The following is a 20775-nucleotide window of genomic DNA, read 5'->3' as shown; positions in this document are numbered from 1 at the left end:
ACTTCATGCGTATATTTTCTTAGAGGGTTCATCGATAACGGCAGAATAATGGTTAAGCAGGTTATCAAATATCTGATCCCACCTTTGAGTAAGTGCATACTTCCTAGCATTTACCGACATTTGATTCCGAAAATGATCATTTCCAAACAACTGAACAATACGGTTAACAAAATCTTCTGCATTACCCGGCTCACACAAATGTCCGGTAATACCGTTTGAAATAATATGTTTCACTCCGCCAGCATTGGCCCCGATTACCGGTGTTCCACTTGCAAGAGCCTCAAGAACAACATTTCCAAACGTTTCAGTAGGTGATGGAAAAATAAATTGGTCTGTCGCTGAATAGACCTCAGCTAATCCAACTCCTTTCAAATAGCCAGTAAAGGTCATATTTGGCAATGCAGCCATTTGCAGTTCTTCAAGTAAAGGACCATCCCCGGCAATTAACCAATGTACCTGCTTATTTATTTCAGGTGGCAGTGAGTTCGCGATTTTCATAAGCGTTTTTAAATCTTTTTCAGGTGCCAGCCTGCCAACATAGGTAAGGAGAAATCTTTTAGAAATTCCGTACCGATTAAGAACAACCTCTTTTTGATAATTTGGATGGTATAGCTGGCAGTCAACGCCTCTAGGAAAAAGTTCCAAATTACTAAACCCGCGGTTTTTCAATTTTTCCAGCGTATCAATGGAAGGAACAAAGAGCTTTTTAAAAGGACTATGAAACCAATTCATGTATTTCCAAAGAGGCTTAGAAAGGAACTCAAGGTCATAAAAATGTAAATAGTGATTGAAATCGGTGTGATAAGAGCCGACAATTGGGATGTTTAATTTTTTCGAAAAGTAGACACCACAAAGACCAACTGTAAACGGAGTTGCTACATGAATCAAATCAGGTGAGAATTGCTCGATTTCTGATTTAACCTGGATAAAGTTTGGGAACGCTAATCGGCATTCCGGATATAGAAAAAAGGACAGGCTTTTTAACCTATGAATATGGTCTGAAACATATTCAGTTGACGCAGGATTAGGTGCAAAGACTTTATAGGAGATATGCTGCTCCTCAAGATAGTTTGTAAATTTTTTGAGGGTTTGGGCAACCCCGTTAATATCCGGATAAAAGGTGTCAGAAAAAATAGCAATTTTCATATAAACCCCTCCTACGCAGTTTCCAATTCATTTTAGGTTAAAAAATAAGAACAAAGAATGCCAAAGAACGTCCCGAGAATGCCTCCTGCAATCACGTCCGATGGATAATGCAGACCTAAATAAATCCTTGAAATGCCTACACATAGTCCTAACGGAATCAGAACCGCTGCTAGAAAAGGGTTTAGAATAACAAATGGAACAATAACTGAGAATACAGCTGTTGTATGACCAGACGGAAAAGAATGATCCTTTAATGGATTTGGTAAAATCTTTGTTGTTTCAAATAATAAATAGGGTCTTTTACGAGGGAAAAGCTTCTTTACCACTTGAACAGGTATATGACTTAGAGCTAAGGCTGCCGCGCTTGATATCGCTGTAAGTCTGGTTGTACCCGTTGAAAAAATGATGAGTAACAGGGTCGTTACACTTATAAACAATGCTCCACCTATTCCAGTAATTGTACGAAAAAAGAGATTAATAACTTTTTTATCAAAATGGCTATTAATCTCATGAAAAATCATGCATTCGAAATGATAAAAGGATTGGATTATTCTCATCATGATTGTGTCTCCCTCTATGTTACAGACGTTGGACGGGCTTTACAGCCGATATAGTTGGTCTTCCAATGGATACATAAGTAATCGGATAGCGTTGAATGTCTTTAAGGGAATAGCAATTTCGTCCATCGAAAATAATCGGTTCCTTCATATAGGTGATATACGTTTCCAATGAAAGGTGCTTTATTTGGTCCCACTCTGTTGCAATGACAGCAAAGTCAGCCCCTTTTAGCGCTTCACGAATATTTGTTGTATACTCAATTGAATTTCCTATCAGCTTATGGGCATTGGGAATAGCAATGGGGTCATATGCAGTGACCAGTGAACCTTCTTCTAGTAATTCTTTAATAATCGTTAAGGAAACGGCTTCACGGATATCATCAGTTTCTGGTTTAAAAGCAAGCCCCAGTACGGCGGCTTTTTTTCCCTTTAATGGTCCGAGCATTTCTTTTGCCTTTCTAACTAGAAGGGAATGCTGGTGCTGATTTACCTTAATAACGGATTCAAGTAATTCGAATCGATGCTGGACATTGCCTGCCAGTTGTACGAGTGCTTTTGTGTCCTTTGGAAAGCATGAACCTCCATAACCAATCCCGGGCTGAAGATAATTAGGCCCAATTCGTTTATCCATTCCCATTCCATAAGAGACTTCTTCAATATTTGCGCCAACTTTTTCGCAGAGATTGGCAATTTCATTGATAAAGCTTATCTTCGTTGCAAGATAGGCATTGGAGGCATATTTAATCATCTCTGCACTTCTAATATCAGTGACTACTATCGGTATTTTTAATGGAAGATAGAGCTGCTCCATAATGGAAGCTGCCTCAGGGTTATCAGCGCCAATGACGATTCGATCTCCTAAATAGAAGTCCATTATTGCTGAACCCTCGCGAAGAAATTCAGGGTTTGACACTACATCCACTTTTAGGTGGCGTGGCTTACGATTCTGAAAAATTTGCTTGATGATTTCATTTGTTCCAACTGGGACGGTACTCTTTGTACAGACAATAACGTCATTCTCGATATTTTCAGCAATGTGGTAGGAAGCGATATAAATATAGGATAAGTCAACAGATCCATCTTTTTTTTCAGGAGTTCCAACTGCAATAAAAATGATTTCAGCATTACAATAGGCTTGTTTTGGGTTCGTCGAAAAGCGGAGCTGTCCGTTGGAGAGATTCTTTTCTAACAAAGGTTCCAGACCAGGCTCAAAGAATGGCAAGTATCCTTTTTCGAGCATTTCGATTTTCTCTTTTTGAGTGTCTAAACAGGTTACTTGATGACCTGCTTCTGCGAAACAAACTGCTGTAACTAGCCCGACATTTCCTGCTCCTGCAACTGTAATCCTCATCTTATCCCTCCAAATAATAGTGTTTGTTTCATTTTATCTGAAAAGTTTAAAATCTTTCTTAACCTAGTGTTAAAAGAGTGTAAAGACTTTGTATAGTTGGCAGGGAATAAGCGCTTTTACCAGCCAAAATAAAGTAAAGACCTGAGCCCTGGTGCGTTTTTTAGTGAACGCAACATGGCTCAGGTCCCTATTTTGTGTACCGGTTGGCATAGCTTGAGGCGACAAACGCATTTGGCTTTATCTTTGGCTCCACCCCCATGGATTCCATTCGGGCTACCATTTCTTTCACAAATTCTCTTGTTTTGTTGCGTTTTCCGGCTCCAATATCAATATGGCCTTCCATAGTGAAGGTTGCGCCTTGATAGACAAAAGGAAGGACGATATTGATTAACCGTGTTTTTCTTTCCTCCGTAAATAAGGCCACAATGTCCTCTGTAAGTGACAGTTCAAAGGAAATCCGCTCATGCAGATGTGTCATTTTTCTTGGGATCACAATCTTCCTAATGCAAGCCCATGCGCCTTTACCCTCATTTTGAATGACAATACCCGTAATGAAAATGGTATGTCTTTTATGAACCTGTGAATCCGTTCCGACCATTAAGCGAAAATTCCCGCTGGGTGCTAAATTCATGAATTTTACAATGTGTTCGAAAACCTGTTCAAACGACATACTCTTTTCACGCAGATTCTGAAACGAATAATCAAAAACCTGATAATTTTTCATTTAGAACACCACATCTTCCCTTTCGTTTTTATAATTACTCTTACAATTCTTAATATTATTTTATGGAATAAAAATTATTCTTGTGCAGCAGTAATGGGACATGCTTCACATAAAGTTGTCCAATACAATTTATACCAAATCCCAAAAAGACTTCTTACGCCTATTTCAGAAGGATGTTAATTTTTCGTAAATGAGTAAAAACCATACTAAATAGTCCAACAAACTATCAAATATGTTACCAACTGTCCACCTGGGGTGGACAGTGTCTTTCTGTGGTGCCTGTCACCTTTTTAATGTTACCTTTTTAAAAAATATTGTAGGAACAAGTTCTTTTGATGTACTATGACTTTATTAGTTTTTTGTGGATAGGAGTGTTTGAAGTTGGCGGAAAGTTTTGAAAGACAGATTTTGACTTGGTTTGAACATTTCCATGCTCACCCCGAGGTTAGCTGGAAAGAGGTTAAAACAACTCAAGCCATTGCAGATATTTTAGATAATCTTGGCGTAGAATACCGTCGCTTTTCTGATGTAACCGGACTTATAGCGGAAATCGGTGAGGGAGACGAAGTGATAGCGGTTCGAGCGGAAATAGACGCTTTATGGCAGGAGGTGGATGGAGTTTGGCAGGGGAATCACTCCTGTGGTCACGACGCTATTATCTCGATGGTGCTTGGAGCCCTGCTTTACCTGAAGGATCAGCGTCTCACTAAAAAGCTCCGTTTTATATTTCAGCCGGCTGAGGAAAAAGGGAACGGTTCGATTGCAATGATTGAAAGGGGAGCGATCGAAAACGTCAGCCATTTATTCGGTATCCACCTTCGACCAATTGAAGAGCTTCCTATGGGACGAGTTTCAGCCTCCATTCATCACGGAGCAGCTATCTTTTTAGAAGGTAAAGTCCACGGTGAAGACGCGCACGGTGCCAGGCCGCACCAAGGCAAAAATGCTCTAGATGTGATTGTTGGATTGCATCAGTTCGTCAAATCTATTTATCTATCACCGTTCAAAGCCTATTCTGCAAAGCTTACAAAAGTGATTGCTGGCGGAGAGAGCTTAAACATTATTCCAGGTTCAGCCGAATTTGCCATTGATGTCCGGGCACAAAAAAATGAAGTTCTAGCAAAACTTAAGGACCAAATCGACCACGGTATTAACAGCTTAAAAGACCTTTATGGAGTTGATATCGAATGGAACTGGAGCGATTTTACTCCTGGAGCTGAGGTTTCTGCTGAAGCGGAGTCGATTGCCGAAGAAGCAATTCTGAATGTTGCTGGCCGAGAGACGCTTGCACCACCCGTTATCACGTCTGGTAGTGATGATTTCCATTTTTATACCATTAAGAATCCAACATTAAAAGCAGCCATGATTGGCGTCGGGGCAGACCTTCAACCAGGATTACATCATCCTAAAATGACGTTTGATAAATCTGCTCTTGACCTTGGGGCACGTATTCTAGCTGAAACGCTGCAGAGAGCTTAAAGAAGAATAAAATAAACTTTCGGTGCCTGTTACCATCCTTTCCGGTGACAGGCACCGATTTTTTATAACAATGATTTAATTTCTCTGATTTGTTCGATATGCCGCTCTTCATGAAGATAGATCAAGTCAACCCATTGGTCTAAAGGCGTGTAACCAAGGAGCGGGTGCTTGGTGGATTTTTCTTTTAGGATGGACTTGTCTTCAAGCTGATGATAAAACTCAAAAAATACGTTTCTTGATTGATTTAAAAGCTCCGTAATCTTCTCCAACTCCAACGGCTCATCGCCCGGGACAATCATATCAGGTGCCTTTGCCTTCTGTGTGCGGTCAACTGCCAGCTGAACAGGCTTCGGATCTGCTTTTTTTCCATTGCTTTTATTTAGCCCGTAAATGATTGCTTGTGTAAAGACACTTTCGGATAAGTACAAATGATGACACACCTGAGCAATACTCCAAGTACCCTCGTCAGGCTTTTTATTCAGCTGTTCATAGCTTAAACCTGAAATCTCTTTTAACAACCTATTCCTCGTTTTAGTAAGATTCTCCACTACATTTGTAATCATGACCAGCACGCTCCTCAAATAGACATTCAATACTGTTTATATTCACCTTCACAAAAAATATTCCTTGTCATACTGCAATGAAAAAATAATCTCGTTTGTTAAATATTATTCGAACAACAATAGTGTATGATGCATAGTATAGAGCATAGTGTATGATGTACAGCATAAAAAACAATGGAGGTGGATGGATGAGTACCTTATTAAACTCATTAACGACAGAGCTAAGGAGAGGGACATTGACATTAGCGGTGTTAAGCCAGCTGCGTACACCTCAATATGGCTATTCTCTTGTCCAATTATTAGAGCAGTGCGGGATATCGATTGAACAGAGTACACTATATCCATTGCTTCGCCGACTGGAAAAGCAAGAGTTAGTCACAAGCAGCTGGGATACAACTGAAAGCAGACCACGCCGGTATTATGTGTTAACAACATATGGAATAGAGATATTCCAGCAGCTTAAGAAAGAATGGGAAAAGACTTCACAAGAACTTTCCTTATTATTAAAAGGAGATGATAACGGATGAGAATTATTGACCTTTATATTCAAGAGGTTACCCGCAGGCTCCCTGATAAAAGCCGTGAAGACATTGCACTCGAACTGCGCTCGACAATCGAGGATATGCTTCCGGATGAATACACAGAGGAGGAGGTTAAGCCTGTCCTTGAAAAACTTGGCAGCCCTGCTATCCTTGCCAGCGGCTATCTAGACCGCCCTATGCACTTAATTGGTCCACGCTACTTTGATATCTATATCAGCCTGTTAAAAATAATCCTCCCCATTGCCGCAGTGATTTCCTTGATTTCTTCAATAGCCAAAACGATTATATCCTACTCTGGAGAGGGAGCCGTTTTAAATGTACTATTAGACGCAATAGGTTTGGGAATTTGGGGGATTTTTAGCACTGGTATTCAAGTATTTTTCTGGTTAACGATGGTGTTTGCTATCATTGAGCGAACAGATCATAAGAATAGTCAGATCCCATTAACGGCATGTTTTAAAGAATGGACGCCTGATGATTTATATACTATTCCTTATATCCCAAAGGAAAAAGCGATACCAAAGGCAGAGGTGTTTCTCGGGCTGCTTTGGACAGCTATCTGGGCAAGTGTTTATTTCAATGCGTCTAGTCTTCTAGGAGTCTATGAAAAAGGAGATAATGGTCTCGAATTTGTAATGCCAACTTTTAATCAAGAGGTTCTGTTATCCTACTGGCCATTGGTGGTCATTGTAATCGGATTGGAAATTGCTGCAGCATCCTATAAATTGCTTAAAGGCCAATGGACTAGGAAAATTGCAGTGCTCAACACAGTTATGCATGGTGTATCTTCGATTGTATTTATCGTCATCATCAGTAACCATCAGTTGTTTAATCCAGCGTTTGTTACGTACATGACTGACTTATTCAGTATCACAGGTGATGTTGACACTTGGTTCTTCTGGGGAGCGATAGTTACGTTCCTTCTATTCGCAGCCATCGATATTTACCAAGGCTTTCGAAAGGCTAATCTAAAAAACATGGAATAAATAAAAGGCATCATCCAAAATGGATGGTGCCTTCGTTAATTCTCAAGTTTAGTGGTACGAAACTGTTTATTTTTCAAATAAAAGATAATCGTAATAATGACCGTTAGTCCGCCATAAAGGACACACATTAACTGCAGGCCAATAAAATCCAGGAGGAATCCAGTCAAAAGCAGAACGACTTGGAACCCTATCCGATCCAGCATGTTGCGGAATGAGAAAAATCTTCCGTGAAAATCCTTTGGCACTTTTGTTTGGAAAATCGTCGATGCCGTTGGAAAAAAGCAGCCGACTGAAAAACCGAAAACGAGGAAAGCTGCTATGGTTACGGCAAAAACGTCCGCAAAATAAAGCATAATCTGGGAAAAACCAACCAGGAGTGAGCTGCCAAATAAAATCTTGTAAGGCGAGAAATTATCGCTGATTTTTTTAATAAAAAAGGCACCTATCATAAAGGAAACTCCTTCTGCCGCATAAATCCAGCCTTTGATAGCAGAACTATCCTGGAGTTCACTAATGTTAATCACCAAAAGGTTGAATCCGCCTAGAAACAAAAGCGGCACCAGCGTCATCAATAGGGTCATGAAGACAATCGGCAGACCCTTTATAACAGGTAATACATCTTTAAAACTAGTTTTTCCATTGGTATTCTTCTTTGCTGAAGAACTATTATTATTTTCCTCAAAGTTTAGGAACCAAGTTAGGATAAGTAATCCTAGGTAGGCCGCAAGAGAACCAATATAGAGCATGGATAAGGGAAGGAGTACTAAGAGAATCCCTGCAACGGCAGTCCCGATAATCCGTGAAAGGGTGGACACATTCATATGAACTCCATTGAGCTGGAGTAAATCCTTATCTTTTACAATAAGAGGTATCGCAGCTTGCAGTGCTGGAAAGTAGAAAGCAGCGGAAATCTGAATAGTTACGAAAAAGACAAGCATCCACCAAACAGATCCTGTAGCGATCGCAATAAGCATGAAGACGACACTGATAGTACGCAATAACCCAGACCATAGCATGACTGTCTTTTTACTTTTTTCGTCGGTAATTTTGCCTGCATAAGGGCCAACAACTATCCCTGCTACTAAACCTGTGGCCATAAGAAGTGATTTTAAGAAATCAGACGGTATCTTTTCCTGCATGAACTCTAAATTTCCAATAATCCCAAGCCATAAGCCAAGACCAGCGATAAATTCCCCTGTTAAAATAATCCAAACATTTCTGTTTTTCCACATAGGCAAAAGCCTCTCAGTCTATTAATATAAATTCATCCAATCACTATCATAATCTAATAGTTAATAGAATTGAATAACTTCTTTTATATATGTGCAATGGAACAAATTTTTTTAAAAAATTTTTAGTACTTGTCCTCCTTTCACCAAGTTTTCACCATTGTCCGATAAACTTCAAACTATCAAGAACGAAAGGAGGAAAGATAGCGATGAATACTAGAGTTAAGCTAGCCATTATCTGGGGTGTAATGATTACTGCTGTACTGGTTGTAATTAATTTCTTCCTGCATCTACTAGGAGGACATCAAACCAATGTGGTGTTCCAAAATGGGTTTCGACCTGAAGGGCGGGGGCACCATGGAGGAAGGGGACCTCACCAGTTTATGAAGGGTCCTCATCACGGAGGGGATTTTTCTTGGCTTGGACTTTTATTATTTCTGATTATTGGACTAGCAGTTTTAGTTCTAATCGTGAAATGGGTGAGAAGGAAAGCAAAAAATTCTGCTATGCAACAGTTCATTGATACACCTGTAGTAGGTTCACATATTCCAATCATCAATCAAAATGCAAGCATGTTAGACCAGTGGGAAAAAAATATAACAAAAAAAGGAGAATAGTAAAAATGGGTATTTTTAAAAGAGTAAAAACAATTACGAAGGCTGAAATTAATGGATTATTAGATGGGATGGAAGATCCAATTGCAATGTTGAATGAATATTCAAGGGAATTGGAGCAGGAAATTCTAAAGGGCCAAAAGGCTTTATCACAGCAATGCCTTGTTGAGAAAAAACAAGCAGCTTTACTGCTGGAAACAGAAGAATTAATAGCAAAAAGAACGCGTCAGGCTAAACTTGCCATTGAACAAGAAGAGGATACAATTGCGAAATTAGCGGTTCAGGAAAAACTACTTCATGAAAAACAGTTTAACCTGTATCAGCAGCAATTTGAGGCAATCAAAGAACAGACTCAAATTTTAATAGAAAAATTGAACCAATTGAAGGAAACCTATAATGAATTGCAGCATAAGAAAATTTTATTAGCTTCTCGGGCAAATGTGGCTCAGTCAATTAAACAAATTCAAAAAGCGACTGTTTCCTTCCAAACAGATAACATTGCAAGAGGAGTGGCACGTGCGGAAGAGCGTATTATGTTGATGGAGGCTCAGGTACAAGCTGGCAGTCAATTTTCCAGTCCTTTAGCGCAGCATGACGCTGTATTTAAAAACTATGTAAGAGAAGAAGAACTCGAAAAGGAACTTGAAAAACTAAAGCGTGAAAAAGTGACGTTGTAAGGATAACGAGAGAAAGGAAGCACTCTTTGCAGGATTGGTGCTTCTTTTTCTTTATATAAATGGAAAGGAGAATTCAACGTGAGTACTTCAAGCCTTATACTGCTATATTTGGCCGCGGCACTGGCTATTAGCAGGCTTCCTATGTTTAGAGTTTATTTTTCTCTATGTAATACACTAATTGAGAAGATCATTCATGTTTTAGCAGTTGTTGTTACGAGAGAAGGAAAATCCAATAAGATTAAATTGTACAAAAACGGATCAGGTGAGACAACAAGCATTGTCGACTCGAAAATCAAAAAGGTAATGATTGTTTATATTGGATATACGGGTACATTGATACTAGCCATGGGGTTATTTTATTTACTATCATTTAATAAGTTTGATTGGGTTATATATTTCTTTATCGGTCTAATGATGATCTCTATTTTACTCTGGATTCGAAACTTTTTTGGGGTATTATGGGCGTTATCATTTGTCGCGCTATTAGCTGTACCGCTTTATTTCAGAAATGAAGCAGCGATTATGCATATAAGTATCTTTTTATCCTCACTTATTCTCATTCAAGCTATTATTAATGCCTTACAAGTAATAGGACAAAGTTTTAAGACAGGAGGAAAACCGGGAGCTTTAGCAAAAATAGCAAGGGTACCAGCTATTATTTGTGGAATCGCCTTACTGGGCCAGTCGCTCTTTGCAGCTTATTTTATCTTCAGTAAAGTTCTAAATTTTAAGGCAGCTATGATAAGATTTGAGTTGATAGAGATCATCCAGGTAATGGAGAAGTTTATCACCTGATTAAAAGGAGTTTCTAGATTATGAAAATCTTATTGGCAGAAGATGATTCGCAGCTAGGTGAATTAATTGTATATATGCTAACGAAAACGGGTTACAAGGTAGAGTGGGTGATGGAAGGGGAGGATGCGTATTATTACGCTTCCAATGCACACTATGATGTCTTAATCCTGGATTGGATGATGCCCAACGGCGATGGAGTGGATGTCTGCCGGCGATTACGGAAACAAGGATATCCGGGAGCGATCCTGATGTTGACTGCCAAGGATACAGTAGAAGACCGAATTAAGGGATTGGATTCCGGAGCTGATGATTACCTTGTTAAGCCTTTTGAAATAGGGGAATTGCAGGCACGATTGCGGGCTCTTTCACGGCGTAATTATGCACCTCTATTAGAAGAGGAAATTAAGTTACAGGATCTAGTGCTGAATCGAAACGGCCAATTTGTTCGATTCGGGAACGAAGAAATCCAGTTAAGTCCTCGCGAGTATCAACTATTAGACTTATTGGTCCAAAATAAAGGACAAGTCATCCCGCGCGAGGTGATTCTTGAGCGAATTTGGGGGCTGGATTCTGATGTTGCGCCTAAGACGATTGATGCAACCGTAAAGCTAATCCGGAAAAAATTAGATAAGGCGGGGAAACAAGAGTTAATACAAAGTGTAAGAGGGGTAGGGTATAAGCTTGAAAACTAATCTGCTTTCATTCTTCCGCTTATTAACAAACCTTGGTGAGAAAGATGTTTTCAAAAGTACTCAAGGCCGGCTTACCCGTATTTATAGCGGATTGCTTATTCTATTTCTGATCCTGTTTATTATGATTGTTTATTCAGTCCTTTATTTTAGTATTCTTAGGAATCAGGAGACTGAACTTGAAACATTAGTGAAGCAGGAAGCAGGTTTCCTAGAGGATTATTTAACAACTAATGAAAAAAGTGATTTTCGCGGGATTGAAAACCAAGAGGTCGTGTTTGCCGGAGTAAACCAGCTTTTTTATTATGTTGTGAATTCAAATGGAGAATTGATTATGGGAAACGAAGCAGATCAGCGAATACGATCTGCAGTGCTAGATATTTTGAATCGAAGAGGCCTCAAAGATGGAGAGATTCTTAAGGAGACACTACATCTAGAAGGAAACGAGAAGGGCAGAGGAAAACCGGGCGAATTTTTTCAGCGTGAGCCCGAGAGAGATATCCGCCTAATCATTGCCAGCCAGTCGATATTTAATAATGGCCGTTTTGTTGGTAAATTGTTTATTGGCAAGGATATTACCTTTGCTTACCAGCTTTTCCATTGGCTTTTGATTATTCTTTTAATAATTGGATTTGTGTTTGTAGGGGTTGCGCTTTTCATTAGTGCAGCCATGTCCAAAAAAGCTATGAATCCGATTAGCAGAGCTTTTACGAGACAGCGGGAGTTTGTTGCAGATGCATCGCACGAGCTGCGAACTCCTTTAAGTGTGCTGTTATCTTCTCTCGACGCCATTGAAATGACGATTGATACGAAGAAGGAGGAATTTGCCGGTAAACTGCTTTCCAATATGAGGCAGGAAGTGAAGCGGATGACAAATTTGGTAAGTGACTTGTTAACATTAGCACGTTCAGATTCAAATATCATCGAACGGAGAACCGAGACGTTTGACTTTCTTCCTCATGCGGAGAAAGCGATTGAATCTGTCCAGTCATTGGCAGAATCAAAACAAATTAGATTGCATTTAGAAGCTCCCGATTCACTTGTTGCAATGGGAGACCCGCAAAGATTATCTCAACTGCTGTATATTCTATTGGACAATGCCATTAAATACACACCGAATAAAGGCGAAGTGTGGCTCTTACTTTCAAGGGAAGGGCAGGAACTGTGTATCAGAGTAAAGGATACGGGTATCGGAATTAAAAAAGAGGATTACCATCGCGTTTTTGAACGTTTCTACCGAGCAGACAAATCCCGTTCACGGCAAATGGGAGGGCATGGATTGGGACTATCCATTGCCAAATGGATTGTAGAAACACATGAAGGAACAATCAACATTTCGAGTGAAATCGGACTTGGAACAGAATTTACCATTCGAATTCCGCTAAAAAATAATGGTGCCTGTCACCAAGGTGACACCTAAAAGGTGTCCACCGCTCGTGGAGACTTTCCACCTGAGGCGGACAGTTCCGAATGAAAAATGCCTGATCCTTCTTAAGGAGCAGGCATATTTTTATTATTAGGTGATAGGTGTTTAAATCTCCCTCTGTTTTTAATAGTTAGGAGGAGGTTTTCATCAAAGTGTTAGAATAAAAAACATATTATTCCGACTTGACTGATAGGAATATATATACTAATATTTTCATAGACTAATTTACGCAACATGAAATATATATAACATAAGGGGGGAACAAGATGAATGCATTTCTTATTATTGTGAATGTTGCAGTATTGCTTTTACTCATGGTCGGTTTACGCATGATGGCAAAGAAACATGTATCATTCTCAAAACGTGTATTCACTGGTTTAGGTTTAGGTCTTATTTTTGGTTTTATTATTCATTTAATTTATGGTACTGATTCCGAGGTTACAACGGAATCAATTGCATGGTTTACTATTGTAGGATCAGGTTACGTTAAGTTACTACAAATGGTGGTTATGCCGCTTGTATTCATTTCAATTGTAGGAGCTTTTACAAAATTAAAATTAACCAAGAATATCGGAAAAATCAGCATCCTTGTAATTGGAATATTACTTGGAACCACTGCTATTTCTGCAGCAATCGGTATTGGTACATCATTAGGATTTGGTCTTGATGGTATAGAACTGACTGAAGGTGAAGAAGAAGCCGCACGAAATGCTGCCTTAGAGGAAAGAATCGTTACGGTCGAATCAATGACTATTCCTCAACAAATTCTTGAGTTTTTCCCTGCTAATCCATTCAGTGATTTAACAGGTGCTCGTGCAACTTCAACGATTGCTGTTGTTATCTTTGCGGCTTTTATCGGCGTTGCTTACCTTGGAGTAAAACGTAAAGAGCCAGAACATGCTGAACTTTTCGCAAAGATTATTGATTCTCTATACGTGGTTACTATGAGAATTGTTACGTTAATCCTTCGTTTAACGCCATATGGCATTTTAGCGATTATTACAAAGGTTGCAGCAACAAGTAACTATGACGCGATTGTAAAATTAGGAAAGTTTGTTATCGCTTCTTATGTAGCACTTATTCTTGTGTTTATTGTTCATTTATTGTTATTAGCAATCGCAAAAATTAACCCAGTTAATTTTGTGAAGAAGGCTTTACCAACTTTAACATTTGCCTTCACTTCGCGTTCAAGTGCAGGAACACTGCCTTTAACGATTAAAACGCAAACGAAAGACCTAGGTGTTTCTGAAGGGATTGCAAACTTTGCAGGTTCATTTGGATTAACAATCGGTCAAAATGGATGTGCTGGGGTGTATCCAGCCATGTTAGCGGTTATGGTTGCACCAGCAGCAGGAATTGATCCGCTAAGCCCTGGATTTATTATTTCATTGATTCTTGTTGTAGCCATTAGTTCATTCGGTGTAGCAGGAGTGGGCGGCGGAGCAACATTCGCAGCGTTAATCGTTCTATCTGTTATGAACCTTCCAGTTGCCATCGTGGGTCTCCTAATCTCAGTTGAGCCGCTAATCGACATGGGACGTACAGCCCTAAACGTTAGTGGATCTATCACATCCGGAGTCTTAACAAGCAAAGCAACAGGTGAATTCGATAAAGAAGTATATCAACAACCAAATATTGTTGAAGCATAAAAAGGATGAAAAAAGTGTCACCAAGATGAACAACCTTTAGGTGTCACCAAGGTGAACACCTTTAGGTGTCACCAAGGTGAACACCTTTAGGTGTCACCAAGGTGAACACCTTTAGGTGTCACCCTGGTGACAGGCACCACTCGTGGACACAGTCCGTGTGGTATGGACACTTTGGGATTTACTGGATGGCCGATTGGGCTATCCAGTTTTTTTTATGGGTTAAAAACTAATTAAACGTTTGATTAGATTGGGAGGTAAACTAATCAAACGATTGATTAAATGGTCTTCAACCCTTGGGAATAGTGGGTTTTATTATAAAATAATACCCTTCCATGAAAACTAATTAAACGTTTGATTAAATCGGTTAATAAACTAATCAAACGTTTGATTAAAAGGTTAGGGAAGTCTTGGTATTACTTTGAATTACTGATATCATAGGTTTTGAAAGATGTTTAAGGAGGATATACATATGATTACTAATATCGCAACTGTTGCAGTTTATGTAGAGGATCAGCAAAAAGCAAAGGAATTTTGGACAAACAAGGTTGGTTTTGAGGTGTACGCGGAATATCCTATGGGGCCAAATGCACACTGGCTTGAGGTAGCACCCCCAAATGCACAAACACATCTAGTTATCTACCCTAAGTCAATGATGCAGGGTCATGAGAACAGAATGGCTTCCATTGTTTTTGCTTGTGAAGATGTAAAGGGAAGTTACGAGAAAATGAAAGCCAATGGAGTCAATTTCAAAGGTGAGCCCCAGGAAATGCAATGGGGAACCTTTGTACAGTTCAATGACGAAGACGGTAATGAGTTCCTGTTAAAAGGATAAAAAATACACCACACAAAAGAAAGTCCCCTCAATCTTACCATTGGGGGGACTTTCTCTTGTACTTAATTCTTTTTCCCTACTCCATGCATGATAAAATGAATGGTCCGCTCAATTTCAAGTTCATCATCCCATTCCAATTGCGGAAAAAGAATATAACGTGAGAATAAAAAGCCAAGTATATTGGTAATGGTTAACCTTGCGATACTTTCCGGAGGCATATCAATCAAAAGCCCTTTTTCCTGATAGCCTATAATAACTCTCTCAACGCGGTTAAAGATATTTTTTACGACGAGATCAAGAAATTGTTCCCGCAGTTCCTGCTGAAAAGGGATCTCTTGAAACATGATTTTCACCACAGGAAGCATTCGGATGAGAAGGTCTCTTCTATTGTCTATCGTTGCCCGCAGAAACTCCTCTACTGTTTCAAATTCCCGATCTAGTACTTTATTAAAGTCCTTTACCACTAATGGAGCTATAAACTTTGTCATCAGCGGTGCAACAATCGAAACCAACAATTCCTTCTTCGTTTTATAATGCCGAAAGATGGTTCCTTCCGCTACTCCTGCCTTTTTAGCAATTTCACTTGTAGAAGAAGCCGCATAGCCTTTTTCAGAAAAGGTTTCAATCGCGGCTACAATGATTTTCTTCTGCTTATCTGTCAATTTATCTTCATCAAATAACTGCTGCAGCATTAATTCTTCTTCAGTCATTATATACTCCTTTATACATCACAAAATGAACCATATTAAATCTTTCTATATTTCTTCAATGCTACTACATTTAAAACAATGAAGACAAGGGCAAAGCCTAACAAGACCAGAAGGTCGTTTGTGATTTCGCTTAATCCTGAACCTTTATACATAACCTCCACTAACGCGTTGCCACCATAATACATCGGCATGCATTTAGCAAGAATCTGCATCCAGCCAGCCATGGACTCAAACGGGAAGATACCAGCAAAAAAGACCTGAGGGATAATCGCAATCGGAATAAATTGCATCATCTGAAACTCTGAATTAGCAAATGCTGATAAAAGAATACCAAGGGACAACGCGACAAGGGCAAGGGTTAAGTTAATGATCACAACATTCCAGAATGAACCTGCCAGCGTAATATCTAATACTTTAACTGCATACGTTACCACAATAATGGTTTGCACCAATGCAAATAAACCGTATCCCACCAAATAACCAAAAACAATATCCCTTCTTTGGATAGGTGTGGCCAGTAATCGTTCAAGGGTACCAGTAGTACGTTCCCGCAGCAAAGCAATCCCAGAAATTAAGAAAACGAAGAAGAAGACAAAGAATCCAACTAGTATCGGGCTTAACTGGTCAAAAAAGATGGTATCTTCATTTCCATAGATATAAGAGGTATTCAGTTCAGGTGCTTTTATTATCTTCATCTTTACCGGATCCATTGGCAGCTTACTCTGAATATCTTTCATGAATGTGGAAAAATTCAACGCTTGTTCTTCTGACTTTTCAGCTGAAATTGCTTGTAGAACTTTTGCTTGTAAAGTCTTTGCCGTATTAGGCTGGTCATTTGTAAGGGTCAAAGAAAAGTCTTCGCCATCAAAATGAAGAACCCCATCTAAGTCTTTTTCAAGTAAGATGTCTTTTGTGTTCTCTTCAACTTGGAATACGGTAATATCGCTATCCTTTAATCTCTCTGCTAGTTTATCATCTGCATTGATTACACCAAGTCGGGGATCAACTGTATTTCCAGAAAGCAGATAATTCAGCAGAGTTAAAACGAGTAATGGGGCGACCATCATCAATGCTAAAGCCCGTTTATCACGTAACATTTGGTGAAATATCCGTTTTACCATGGCTGTTATTCTCATTGCTGGTTACCCCCTGCTTTTAAAAATACCTCTTCTAAACTTGTAATCCCATATTGGTTTTTCAATTCCGAAGGTGATCCGCTTGTGATAATTTCTCCATCACGTACCATAGCGAGACAGTCGCACTTTTCTGCTTCATCCATAACATGAGTTGTTACTAAAATGGTTTTCCCTTCATTTTTTAAACGATATAACTCAGCCCAAATGGACTGTCTTAGCTCGGGGTCAATTCCGACAGTCGGCTCATCTAGAATAAGGACCTCAGGATCTTGTATTAATGCCACTGCAAGAGATAACCGTCGTTTCATACCTCCTGAGTAGTTTTGGACCTTCTTTTTCAAATCTGCCGTAAGATTCACTAAATCTGCTGCATAGGTAATCCGTTCTTTTTGGACATCCTTTTTTAGTTTAAAAAGGGAGGAAAAGAAAGCGAGATTTTCTTCTCCCGTTAAATCAGTGTATAAGGCATCAGTTTGGGCCATGTAGCCGATTCTCTGCAATAGTTTTAAATTTGGAACAGGTGTATTCAATACTTGAACGTCACCTTGGCTGGGAGAATCCATGCCCGTGATAATCTTTACCAAGGTTGTTTTGCCTGAACCGGAAGGCCCAATGAGTCCAAAAATTTGTCCCGGCACAATGGTTAAGCTAATTTGATTGAGAACTAACTTTTTTCCGAAACGTTTACTCACTTCATTTATGACTATAGTTGATGACATGGTTAATCAATCCTCTCTAAAATGAGTGATTACTCACTCCGAGTATAACAAATATATATCATAGGTCAATAGGCCTCTTGCATTGACTTAGCATAAAATTTTTATTCAATATGTTATACTATTCTCACATAGTATCTCAGGGGGTAAATGGATGGCGCGTGAACGGAAATTTAATACAGTAGAGTTATTTCATGAGGCGAAGCAGCTGCTCCTTCAGCATGGATATGACGGATTTACATTCAGTCTTTTGGCGGACCGGATGGAGGTTTCGAGAGCTGCTTTATATAAATACTACGACAATAAAGAAGAGTTAATTACAGACTTTATGATTTACGAAATGGAAGAATTTCTTCATGAATTAAAAGAAATTGAAAATCTTGAAGGTTTTGAAAGGCAATTCGACTTTCTGATTGATCTTATTTTCAAAAAGACGGAAGTACACGAATTAATCAGAGCTGCGCAGCACGTTATGGCAAGGATGGAGGCGACCCTTACAAATAAAGAAAAGCTGGAGAAGCTGCCTTTAGACATGTACAAATTTTTACAAAGATTTATCCTATTAGGTAAGGAAGAAGGAAAATTAAAAAAACATATCCCTGATGGATTAATTATTGGATTTATTCTTCAAACAGTAGCAATTCCCAATCATTTTGGAATTTCGAAGGCAGATTGGATTGATTCAATAAAGGAAGTTATTAGTCATGGAATGTTCATGAACAAGTAATTGACACAAGTGTAACTTTGAAAGATAATGAAAGTGATATTGTGTCAGTTATTTTTTTGTCTAAAGTTACAAATGTGTCACTTATACTCAAGTGAAGGAGAACGAAAGCATGAATTCATTCTTACAGCCAGTAACAGACCGGGTTACCTCAAAAAAGGGAATGTGGATTACACTTGGAATCTGGCTTTTAGTAACCATACTGTTGTCTGTCCTAGCCCCAAGTGCTAAAGAATACGAAGTATCAAGTATTGACACTATTCCTGCAGATGCAAAATCTATCATTGCTCAGAATAAGGTCGATGAATATTTTAAAAATAATGAAGGAATACCAGCCATACTGGTTTTTCAATCTGATGACGATAAAGTGCAAATATCAGATTTAAACCCATTATTTGAAAAATTAGATCAAGTTGAAGGGGTAAAAGAATATGTTCCTTTAACTAAATTGCCGCCACAAGCTACCGCAAGTTTTTTCTCTAAAGATCAAAGTACTTTGATCCTTCCATTAACGTTTGAATCTTCATTGGAGTCAAAGGAAATCAGAACATCGCTAGAACAAATTGATGAAATTGTTGAGAAAAATACAGACTTAACATTATATACTACCGGTCCAGCAGGAATTGCGGTGGATTCTCTTAATCTCTTTTCCCGTGCTGATTTAGTTTTATTATTTTCAACTGTTGGATTAATCTTAATCTTATTAATCGTGATTTACCGTTCTCCATTATTGGCTTTGATTCCGCTGTTTGCAGCAGCATTTGTCTACCAGGTTGTGAATCAGATATTAGGTTTGATGGGGAAGGCTGGCTTGCTCATTAGCAGCCAAACGTTTTCAATTATGACGATTCTTTTGTATGCAGCGGTCATCGATTATTCCCTATTTGTCTTCTCACGCTACCGAGAAGAATTGAAGAGATTTGAAAGCAAATTTGATGCAATGAAACATGCGATGAAAGAAACTGGTATGCCGGTTTTTTTCTCAGGGGGAACGGTCTTAGCTGCCATGCTGGTCCTGTTCTTTGCTGAATTTGGAGATTATCGTAATTTTGCACCGGTGTTTGCTGCAGCCATGCTTGTTATTATGCTGGCGTCCATTACACTAGTACCAGCCTTGTTTACCTTGTTTGGGAGAAAATCCTTTTGGCCAAAGATTCCAAGAGTGGGTGAAGAAACAGTTAAATCCAGCTCTTCATGGAGTAATATTGGCAAATTTGTCGTAAAAAAACCAGTGGTTTCAGCTTCCGTGATTGGGATCATACTTCTAGCATCTGCCCTAAATATGCTGAATCTGAATTATGAATTCGATACCATGAAGTCATTTCCAAAGGATATGCCTTCAAGACAAGGCTATGAAATATTAGAAGAAAAGTTTGAAAAAGGTAATCTAGCTCAAACAACAGCATTGTTAGAAGCTACTGAAGAAGTTACACCTGAACAGCAAGCTGCATTGCTTGAAAAGCTTCAAGATCAAAATCTTGTCAGTAACGTCCGTCTAAATGGAAACACTTCTGATAACAAAGTGATTCAATATAGCCTCACATTTGAGGAAAGTCCATATGCCGTAGAAACAATGGATGCATTGGAGAAAATGCGAGACAATGCAGATAAATTAGCGGCAGAAAGTAATCTGGACGGAGAACTTTATTTTGCAGGAGAAACAGCAAAAAAAGTGGATGACCGTGCCACGAATGACAGGGATTTAATTGTGATTGTTCTGCTCGAATCACTTTTGATTTTTGTCATGTTGATTATTTTGACAAAGTCATTTAGAATGCCAATCTATATGATGGGGACCATTCTCATATCCTTCCTGGCAGCTGTCGGACTGGGTATGTTCTTAAGCAGTCTATTCTTTGATATTGATACGATCAGTAATCGTGTGCCGCTTTATTCATTTGTCTTTTTAGTCGCACTTGGCATTGATTACAATATCATTCTCATTTCGAGATTTATGGAAGAAAGGAGAAAGCATTCTGTGAAAAAGGCAGTAGAGATTGCTGTGGCCAATACAGGCGGGGTGATCTCATCTGCGGGAATCATTCTAGCAGCAACCTTTGCTGTGTTGATGACCCAGCCAATCCAATTATTGTTTGTATTTGGCTTCATTGTCGCAGTGGGAATTATATTAGATACGTTCCTAATACGAGGGATTCTTTTACCAGCTCTGATCGTCTTATTTGAAAAAGATAAACCAGAAGCAGCACAGGAAGTTCACTAAAAAAAGCAG

The 20775-nt window shown here is 39.1% G+C and carries 21 protein-coding genes; 12 read left to right on the top strand and 9 right to left on the bottom strand.

Annotated features, from left to right (window positions below; translation table 11 throughout):
• Positions 1-3: 3 nt before the first annotated feature.
• The 4 genes from ACIQAA_RS21215 to ACIQAA_RS21200 all read right to left on the bottom strand — a co-directional run bounded on the left by ACIQAA_RS21215 (position 4) and on the right by ACIQAA_RS21200 (position 3778).
• Positions 4-1146, bottom strand: a complete 1143-nt coding sequence (locus ACIQAA_RS21215; protein WP_402623298.1) for a glycosyltransferase family 4 protein — start codon at positions 1144-1146, stop codon at positions 4-6.
• 32 nt (positions 1147-1178) lie between these two features.
• Positions 1179-1706 carry a phosphatase PAP2 family protein gene (locus tag ACIQAA_RS21210; protein ID WP_402623295.1) on the bottom strand — a complete coding sequence of 176 codons (528 nt, stop codon included), beginning with the start codon at positions 1704-1706 and terminating at the stop codon, positions 1179-1181.
• Positions 1707-1725: 19 nt separating this feature from the next.
• Entirely contained in the window at positions 1726-3054 is a 1329-nt protein-coding gene (locus tag ACIQAA_RS21205) for a UDP-glucose dehydrogenase family protein (RefSeq protein ID WP_402623292.1), read from the bottom strand.
• Between the two features lie 187 nt (positions 3055-3241).
• On the bottom strand, positions 3242-3778 hold the full coding sequence (locus tag ACIQAA_RS21200; RefSeq protein ID WP_307197260.1) for a ribonuclease H-like YkuK family protein: 537 nt from the start codon (positions 3776-3778) through the stop codon (positions 3242-3244).
• 375 nt (positions 3779-4153) lie between these two features.
• On the opposite strand from ACIQAA_RS21200, the gene ACIQAA_RS21195 reads away from it, so the two are divergent.
• A complete protein-coding gene (locus ACIQAA_RS21195; RefSeq protein WP_402623288.1) occupies positions 4154-5257 on the top strand; it encodes an amidohydrolase in 1104 nt (367 codons plus the stop codon).
• Positions 5258-5319: 62 nt separating this feature from the next.
• Here ACIQAA_RS21195 and ACIQAA_RS21190 read toward each other — a convergent pair whose 3' ends face one another.
• On the bottom strand, positions 5320-5820 hold the full coding sequence (locus tag ACIQAA_RS21190) for a DinB family protein (RefSeq protein ID WP_402623285.1): 501 nt from the start codon (positions 5818-5820) through the stop codon (positions 5320-5322).
• Between the two features lie 188 nt (positions 5821-6008).
• On the opposite strand from ACIQAA_RS21190, the gene ACIQAA_RS21185 reads away from it, so the two are divergent.
• On the top strand, positions 6009-6347 hold the full coding sequence (locus ACIQAA_RS21185; protein ID WP_402623282.1) for a PadR family transcriptional regulator: 339 nt from the start codon (positions 6009-6011) through the stop codon (positions 6345-6347).
• Positions 6344-7348 carry an HAAS signaling domain-containing protein gene (locus ACIQAA_RS21180; RefSeq protein ID WP_402623279.1) on the top strand — a complete coding sequence of 335 codons (1005 nt, stop codon included), beginning with the start codon at positions 6344-6346 and terminating at the stop codon, positions 7346-7348. The genes ACIQAA_RS21185 and ACIQAA_RS21180 overlap by 4 nt, the downstream gene beginning before the upstream one ends.
• Before the next feature lie 35 nt (positions 7349-7383).
• On the opposite strand, the gene ACIQAA_RS21175 is transcribed toward ACIQAA_RS21180, so the two are convergent.
• Positions 7384-8580 (bottom strand): MFS transporter, encoded by a 1197-nt coding sequence (locus ACIQAA_RS21175; RefSeq protein WP_402623276.1) that lies wholly within the window; start codon positions 8578-8580, stop codon positions 7384-7386.
• Between the two features lie 206 nt (positions 8581-8786).
• Between ACIQAA_RS21175 and ACIQAA_RS21170 the strand changes: the two genes are divergently transcribed.
• The 7 genes from ACIQAA_RS21170 (at position 8787) to ACIQAA_RS21140 (ending at position 15259) form a co-directional block, all read left to right on the top strand.
• Positions 8787-9194: a hypothetical protein gene (locus ACIQAA_RS21170; RefSeq protein WP_402623273.1), complete on the top strand. Its 408-nt coding sequence runs from the start codon at positions 8787-8789 to the stop codon at positions 9192-9194.
• A 5-nt stretch (positions 9195-9199) separates the two neighbouring features.
• Positions 9200-9868 (top strand): PspA/IM30 family protein, encoded by a 669-nt coding sequence (locus ACIQAA_RS21165; RefSeq protein WP_402623270.1) that lies wholly within the window; start codon positions 9200-9202, stop codon positions 9866-9868.
• A 78-nt stretch (positions 9869-9946) separates the two neighbouring features.
• Positions 9947-10663, top strand: a complete 717-nt coding sequence (locus tag ACIQAA_RS21160; RefSeq protein ID WP_402623267.1) for a M50 family metallopeptidase — start codon at positions 9947-9949, stop codon at positions 10661-10663.
• A 20-nt stretch (positions 10664-10683) separates the two neighbouring features.
• Positions 10684-11355 (top strand): response regulator transcription factor, encoded by a 672-nt coding sequence (locus ACIQAA_RS21155; protein WP_402623265.1) that lies wholly within the window; start codon positions 10684-10686, stop codon positions 11353-11355.
• Positions 11345-12772 carry a sensor histidine kinase gene (locus ACIQAA_RS21150; RefSeq protein WP_402623262.1) on the top strand — a complete coding sequence of 476 codons (1428 nt, stop codon included), beginning with the start codon at positions 11345-11347 and terminating at the stop codon, positions 12770-12772. Before ACIQAA_RS21155 ends, ACIQAA_RS21150 begins: the two co-directional genes overlap by 11 nt.
• Positions 12773-13044: 272 nt before the next feature.
• The gene (locus ACIQAA_RS21145; protein WP_402623259.1) at positions 13045-14427 is read left to right on the top strand and encodes an L-cystine transporter; all 1383 of its coding nucleotides are present in this window, start codon (positions 13045-13047) and stop codon (positions 14425-14427) included.
• 469 nt (positions 14428-14896) lie between these two features.
• Positions 14897-15259, top strand: coding sequence for a VOC family protein (locus ACIQAA_RS21140; RefSeq protein WP_402623257.1), 363 nt, complete (start codon positions 14897-14899; stop codon positions 15257-15259).
• Between the two features lie 62 nt (positions 15260-15321).
• On the opposite strand, the gene ACIQAA_RS21135 is transcribed toward ACIQAA_RS21140, so the two are convergent.
• From ACIQAA_RS21135 to ACIQAA_RS21125, 3 genes are read right to left on the bottom strand one after another with little or no spacing between them, the layout of a single operon-like run.
• Positions 15322-15969 (bottom strand): TetR/AcrR family transcriptional regulator, encoded by a 648-nt coding sequence (locus ACIQAA_RS21135; protein ID WP_402623255.1) that lies wholly within the window; start codon positions 15967-15969, stop codon positions 15322-15324.
• Between the two features lie 35 nt (positions 15970-16004).
• Positions 16005-17105, bottom strand: a complete 1101-nt coding sequence (locus ACIQAA_RS21130) for an ABC transporter permease (RefSeq protein WP_402623252.1) — start codon at positions 17103-17105, stop codon at positions 16005-16007.
• A complete protein-coding gene (locus ACIQAA_RS21125) occupies positions 17102-17824 on the bottom strand; it encodes an ABC transporter ATP-binding protein (RefSeq protein ID WP_402623249.1) in 723 nt (240 codons plus the stop codon). Before ACIQAA_RS21125 ends, ACIQAA_RS21130 begins: the two co-directional genes overlap by 4 nt.
• Before the next feature lie 151 nt (positions 17825-17975).
• Between ACIQAA_RS21125 and ACIQAA_RS21120 the strand changes: the two genes are divergently transcribed.
• On the top strand, positions 17976-18548 hold the full coding sequence (locus ACIQAA_RS21120) for a TetR/AcrR family transcriptional regulator (RefSeq protein ID WP_402623246.1): 573 nt from the start codon (positions 17976-17978) through the stop codon (positions 18546-18548).
• 109 nt (positions 18549-18657) lie between these two features.
• A complete protein-coding gene (locus ACIQAA_RS21115) occupies positions 18658-20766 on the top strand; it encodes an MMPL family transporter (RefSeq protein ID WP_402623243.1) in 2109 nt (702 codons plus the stop codon).
• The last annotated feature ends 9 nt before the right edge of the window (positions 20767-20775 follow it).

The organism is Neobacillus sp. NPDC093182 (genome assembly GCF_044754045.1).
The sequence above is the reverse complement of the archived record's forward strand: the minus strand, read 5'-3'. Positions and strand labels throughout refer to the sequence as shown.